This window comes from Desulfovibrio sp. (assembly GCF_019424165.1).
In the GTDB taxonomy this organism is placed as follows: domain Bacteria; phylum Desulfobacterota; class Desulfovibrionia; order Desulfovibrionales; family Desulfovibrionaceae; genus Desulfovibrio.
In genome coordinates, this window is the sequence record NZ_JAHZAA010000015.1 from 2390 (window position 1) to 8072 (window position 5683).

General features: G+C 58.8%; 4 protein-coding genes and 1 pseudogene. 2 read left to right on the forward strand and 3 right to left on the reverse strand.

Going from position 1 to position 5683, the window contains the following annotated elements; translation table 11 throughout:
- Nucleotides 1-243 (forward strand): annotated as a pseudogene (locus QZ377_RS07085) (HD family phosphohydrolase); the annotation flags it as partial.
- Nucleotides 244-259: 16 nt separating this feature from the next.
- Nucleotides 260-1567, forward strand: a complete 1308-nt coding sequence (locus QZ377_RS07090) for an ATP-dependent 6-phosphofructokinase (protein WP_291440473.1) — start codon at nt 260-262, stop codon at nt 1565-1567.
- A 184-nt stretch (nt 1568-1751) separates the two neighbouring features.
- Here QZ377_RS07090 and dapB read toward each other — a convergent pair whose 3' ends face one another.
- From dapB to QZ377_RS07105, 3 genes are all read right to left on the reverse strand, one after another.
- Complete coding sequence (gene dapB, locus QZ377_RS07095) at nt 1752-2531, reverse strand: 4-hydroxy-tetrahydrodipicolinate reductase (protein WP_291440474.1); 780 nt, start codon at nt 2529-2531, stop codon at nt 1752-1754.
- Nucleotides 2532-2554: 23 nt separating this feature from the next.
- Nucleotides 2555-4693 carry an NAD-dependent DNA ligase LigA gene (ligA, locus tag QZ377_RS07100; protein WP_291440475.1) on the reverse strand — a complete coding sequence of 713 codons (2139 nt, stop codon included), beginning with the start codon at nt 4691-4693 and terminating at the stop codon, nt 2555-2557.
- Between the two features lie 224 nt (nt 4694-4917).
- Nucleotides 4918-5683: helicase-related protein (locus QZ377_RS07105; protein WP_291440476.1), on the reverse strand; the 766-nt coding region annotated here is incomplete at its 5' end.

Here is a 5683-nt window from a genome sequence, read left to right on the forward strand (position 1 = left end):
CTACGCTGTGGCCAAAGCGTTACCGGCCTTATCAGCGCGGCAGCCATTATGCACCCCACAGGCATGGAGGGCATGGAAGTCAAAAGCATTAAGAAAAAAATGAAAGACAAGGCCTTCGCGGCCAGTGTCAACCGGGACAACATCCGGCAGTGCGCCGAAGCCGGACTTGAGCTGGACGAATTTTTGGCCCTGTCCATCGAGGCCATGCGCGCCAGCGCCCAAGAACTTGGACTGAGCAAATAACATGCGCGAGGCCGGTATGAATAAAGAATGTACATTGCAGACGGATATACGCACCCTTGGCCCCTGTAAGCTCGATTCCCACTTGCCCTACCGTACCTGGGCCGACGACAAGACCATACAGATCTTTGTGGATGAAGAGTTGACAGACGATGCGGGCAAGGCCTTCAGCGTCTGCCTTGAAGCCGCTGGGCCACGCAAAAAGCTCTATTTTGACTCCACGCGGGCCAAGTGCGCCATCGTGACCTGCGGCGGCCTTTGCCCCGGCATAAACGATGTCATACGGGCCATTGTGATGGAGGCTTTTCATGCGTACAACGTACCGTCCATCCTGGGCATTCCTTACGGTCTTGAAGGGTTTATCCCCAAGTACGGGCATACCCTCCAGGAGCTGACGCCCAAAGGTGTGGCAGACATTCACCGCTTTGGCGGAACCATGCTCGGCTCCTCACGCGGGCCGCAGCCCGCCGAGGAAATTGTGGATGCCCTTGAACGCAGTAATGTCAATATTCTTTTCGTGATCGGCGGCGACGGCACGATGAAGGCCGCGCGGGCCATCAGCACAGAAATACAGGCCCGCAACCTGAAACTTGCCGTTATCGGCATTCCCAAAACCATTGATAACGACATCAACTTCATTCCCCAGTCCTTCGGTTTTGAAACCGCCGTCTACAAGGCCACAGAAGCCATTGAATGCGCCCACACCGAAGCGTGCGGCGTTCCCAACGGCATCGGCCTGGTGAAGCTTATGGGACGCGAATCGGGCTTCATCGCCGCCCGGGCCGCGCTGGCTCTCAAAGAAGTAAATTTTGTGCTCATTCCCGAAGCGCCATTCAGCCTTGAAGGCGAAGGGGGGCTTCTGCCCGCGCTGGAAGAGCGCCTGAAAGAGCGGGGACATGCCGTTATCGTTACCGCCGAAGGGGCCGGCCAACATCTGCTTGCGGAACAGAGCGGCACTGATGCCTCCGGCAATCCCGTGCTCGGCGATATATCCGAACTCCTGCGCACGTCCATCAACAGGTATCTGGACGCACGCGGCGTAGCGCATTCCATAAAATATATCGACCCGAGCTATATCATTCGCTCCATTCCCGCCAGCGCCAACGACAAGGTGTACTGCGGTTTTCTGGGGCAGTACGCGGTGCATGCCGCCATGGCGGGCCGCACACACATGGTGGTGGGCAAAATTCAGGACCGCTACGTGCACCTGCCGCTGGAACTGGTCACGCGCAAGCGCCGCAAGCTCAATATCTATTCCGACCTGTGGCGGGCCGTGCTTGAATCCACGGGGCAAGGCAGGCTCAAGGGCATGCTGCCGCCGATATAAGGCAGGTTTACTTTACGGGGTGCAGCGTACAGGCTCAAGGCAGCCCTGCCTGACCAGCCTTTTTTTACAGGAAAACCCTTTTCAGGCCGCTGCACAAGCAACAGCCTGAAAAGGGTTTTCCTGCACCGTGTACGCACTGGCTTTCAACCGGCGCGTTGTGGGCAAAAGACCGGAGTTAAAGGAATCAGAACATATCACGCATGCCGTAAAGCTTGCCCGGCTTCTGCCCGGCCAGCCATGCAGCCGCCCGCAGCGCGCCCTGGGCGAAGGTATCGCGCGAATGGGCCTGATGTGTCACTTCGATGCGTTCGCCGGGGCCCATAAAGTACACTGTATGCACGCCCACCACATCGCCGCCGCGTATGGCCTGAATGCCGATCTGGGCTTTGGGCCTTTCACCGATAATACCGTCACGGGCAGAGCAGCGCACATCGTTAAGCTGCCAGCCGCGGGCTTCTGCCAGGCATTCGCCAAGGGTCAGGGCCGTGCCGCTGGGGCTGTCCTTCTTGCGGTTATGGTGCAGCTCGACCATTTCAATATCATACGCATCGCCCAGAGCGCGGGTCAGTTCCGGCAGAATCTTGCACAGTACATTGACGCCAATGCTCATGTTGGACGCCCAGAAAATAGGGGCTTTTTTTGCCAGCTCGTGCAGCTCATCCTTTTCCGCATCAGTAAAGCCCGTAGTGCCGATAACCAGGGCATGCCCGCTCTCGGCCACGGCACGGGCCGACTGCAGGCTCACGGCCGGGGCAGTAAAGTCGATAGCCACAGCGCCCGGCGCTTTGGGCAGCACTGCGGCAAGGTTGTCACCCACGGGGCAGGATGCTCCTGCCAGAGTTTCCACATGCTCCCTGCTGTCCACCAGACCCGCCAGGCTGTAGGCTGGCTCCGTCGCCGCCAGATGGCTGATGGTTTTGCCCATGCGCCCGTTGGCCCCTACCACGATGATGGCTGTACTCATGCTTTGCTCGCTTTGTATTCAAATTATTCCGAAGCCGCTCTGGCTTCGCGCAACATGGTCATAAACTCTTCTTCGGTGAGCACCGTCACGCCCAGCGCCTGCGCTTTTTCAAGCTTGCTGCCCGCCTTTTCCCCCGCCACAAGGTAATCAAGCTTTTTGCTCACCCCGCCAAGCGGCGTGGCCCCGGCGGCTTCAGCCAGCTTTTCGGCTTCACTGCGCGGCATGCTCAGGCTGCCGGTAAAAAGAATATTTTTTCCCGCCAGCGGCCCGGACGCCAAACCGCCCTCGCCGGTGCTGCCGGAAGAACCGCCGCCAGACCGGCCTCCGCGCGGCCACAGGCCCAGCGCCCTGAAGCGCTCAAGCTGCTCCCTGTTGGCGGGGCTGTTGAAAAAGTTATGGATGGATGACGCCACTTCCGGCCCCACATCCGGCAGGCTCAGCAGTGTTTCCGCACTGGCGTTTTCCAGTTCATCCAGCGTTTCAAAATGCAAAGCCAGGGTGCGGGCGGTCTGTTCACCTACGTGCCTTATACCCAGAGCGCTGATGAGGCGCGGCAGGGTGGCAGAATGTACGGCGCGGGCAAGCGCGTCCACAAACTTGTGGGCCAGCACTTCCCCCATGCGTTCAAAACCCAGCAGTTCCTGTACCGTAAGGGTAAAAAGATCAGCAGGAGACTGCACCCGGCCGCTGGTGACCAGTTGTTCTATCCATTTCTGCCCCACGCCAGCGATATCCAGCCCGGCCTTGGACACAAAATGCGTGATGGCCCGCAGGCGGATGGCGGAACAGGCCATATTTTCACACCGCCAGGCAGCTTCGCCCTCTTCCCGGTACGCAGGCTGGCCGCATGCCGGACAAGTGTGGGGAAAAACATATTCACGGGCATTTTCCGGGCGTTTTTCCAGCACCGGCCCTACCACCTCAGGAATAACATCACCTGCGCGGCGCACCATGACTGTATCGCCCACACGCACATCGCGATTGCGAATTTCATCCTCGTTATGCAGGGTGGCACGCGAAACCATAACACCGCCCACAGAAACAGGCTCAAGCACGGCCACCGGCGTAAGCACGCCTGTGCGGCCCACCTGTATCTCAATATCTTTCAGCAGGGTCTGCGCCAGTTCAGCCGGAAACTTGAAGGCCACGGCAAAACGCGGCGCGCGGGCGGTAAAGCCAAGCGCCTGCTGGGCCTCAAGGTTATCCAGTTTGGCTACAGCCCCGTCAATTTCCATTGGAAATGCAGAGCGATGCTCCTTGACCCACTGGGCATACTCCTCCACTTCGGTCACGCTGCTGCACAGCCTGCCGTCCGGCGGGGTAAGAAAACCGTATTCCCTGAGCCGCCCCATAACTTCAGACTGCAACAGGCAGGCTGGCGCGGGAGCCCAAAGCGCCTGACCAAGACTATAGGCCAGAAAGCGCAACGGACGCGAACCGATAATGGAAGTATCCAGCTGGCGCAGTGTTCCTGCTGCGGCATTTCTGGGATTGGCAAAGGGTTTCAGGCCAAGGGCTTCCTGCTTTTCATTAAGGGCGGCAAAATCCTTTTTGTACATGACAACTTCGCCCCGCACCTCAAGCCTGGCAGGAAAAGGCCCCGGCCCCGCAAGCCGCAGTGGCACGGTGCGGATGGTGCGCACAGCCTCGGTGACAACTTCGCCCACCTCGCCATCGCCTCTGGTGAGGGCTTCCTGCAATACGCCGTCAACATAGATGATCTCCAGAGCCAGGCCATCCAGCTTGGGATCACACCAAAAACCTTTGGGCAGGGGTCCGTTGACATCAACGCCCCAGGCGCGGACCATGCGCTCCGCAAATTCCTGCCATTGTTCGGCTGAAAAGACGTTGTCCAGACCATACATCTGAAGGCTGTGGGCCTTTTTGGCAAGGCCGTCCAGCAGCCCGCCCCCCACGCGCAAGGTTGGCGAATGGGGCGAACGCAGTTCAGGCCAGCGGGCTTCCAGCTCCTGCAATTCGCGGAACAGGGCGTCAAACTGGTCATCGCTGATTTCGGGCCTGTCCAGCGTATGATAGAGGTGGTTATGGCGCTCAAGTTCCGCTGTAAGCCACTGGGCGCGCTGACGTTCTTCGCCTGTGGGGCCGGAGGCAAAAAGGCTGTGCTGCCGCTGCCCGCCCTGATGTTCGTTTTTTTGTGCCATGAAAGACCTTTGGAGCCGTTTAACTTTGAGACTGTATTATAACCCTGCAAGGGCTGTGTCATACGCGGAAGGACTGCTTCTGCCCCCCTGCCTACTCCTGTATCGGTATGAAACAATAATAAAAGTTTTAGGGGGTGGGGCGTGTGGGGGGGACCCTTTTACAAAAGGGTCCCCCCCCACAAAATATTTCTATGCCAACTATTCTAAAAGTTCCCGCCCTGTTCTCAATCCGGCAATGCAATAAGGCGCGCCCGCAAGACACGGATACGGTCACGCAATTGTGCCGCCTGCTCAAATTCCAGGTCACGGGCAGCCTGACGCATCTCTTTTTCAAGCCTGGCCACCAGCAGGGCCGTATCTTCGGCTGTAAGCGGGTTCGCGTCCGCATCCTGCCCTTTGCTCTTGCCCCTCCCCTTGCCGCGCCCGCGTGAGGCGCCATCTTCCACATACAAACTATCCAACGGGGATTCAAGGCTTTTTCTTGTGCTTACAGGTGTTATGCCGTGTTCTTCGTTGTACTCTGTCTGCCGGGTTCGGCGGCGGGCCGTCTCACCCATGGCGGCCTTCATAGAATCCGTTACCTTGTCGGCGTACAGGATGACCCGTCCCTGGGCGTTACGCGCTGCGCGGCCAAAAGTCTGGATGAGCGAACCTGTGGAACGCAAGAACCCTTCCTTGTCCGCATCCAGAATACAGACCAGGGAAACTTCTGGAATATCCAGCCCTTCACGCAGCAGGTTGATGCCCACCAGAACGTCGAATTCGCCCAGACGCAAGGCACGGATGATCTGCATGCGCTCAAGGGTATCAATATCCGAGTGCAGGTAGCGGGCCCGCACCCCCATGTTGCAGCAGTACTCTGTGAGGTCTTCGGCCATGCGTTTGGTCAGGGTGGTCACAAGCACCCTTTCGCCCCGGCTGACGCAGCCCCGGCATTCGCCCAGCAGGTTTTCCATCTGCCCCTTGGTCGGCCGTACATCCACTATGGGG

What these genes read in the sequence shown, in the direction of transcription:
- QZ377_RS07090 (WP_291440473.1), top strand. Translation starts at nt 260, where the DNA reads ATGAATAAAGAATGTACATTGCAGACGGATATACGCACCCTTGGCCCC.
- ligA (WP_291440475.1), bottom strand. Translation starts at nt 4,693, where the DNA reads ATGGCACAAAAAAACGAACATCAGGGCGGGCAGCGGCAGCACAGCCTT.
- dapB (WP_291440474.1), bottom strand. Translation starts at nt 2,531, where the DNA reads ATGAGTACAGCCATCATCGTGGTAGGGGCCAACGGGCGCATGGGCAAA.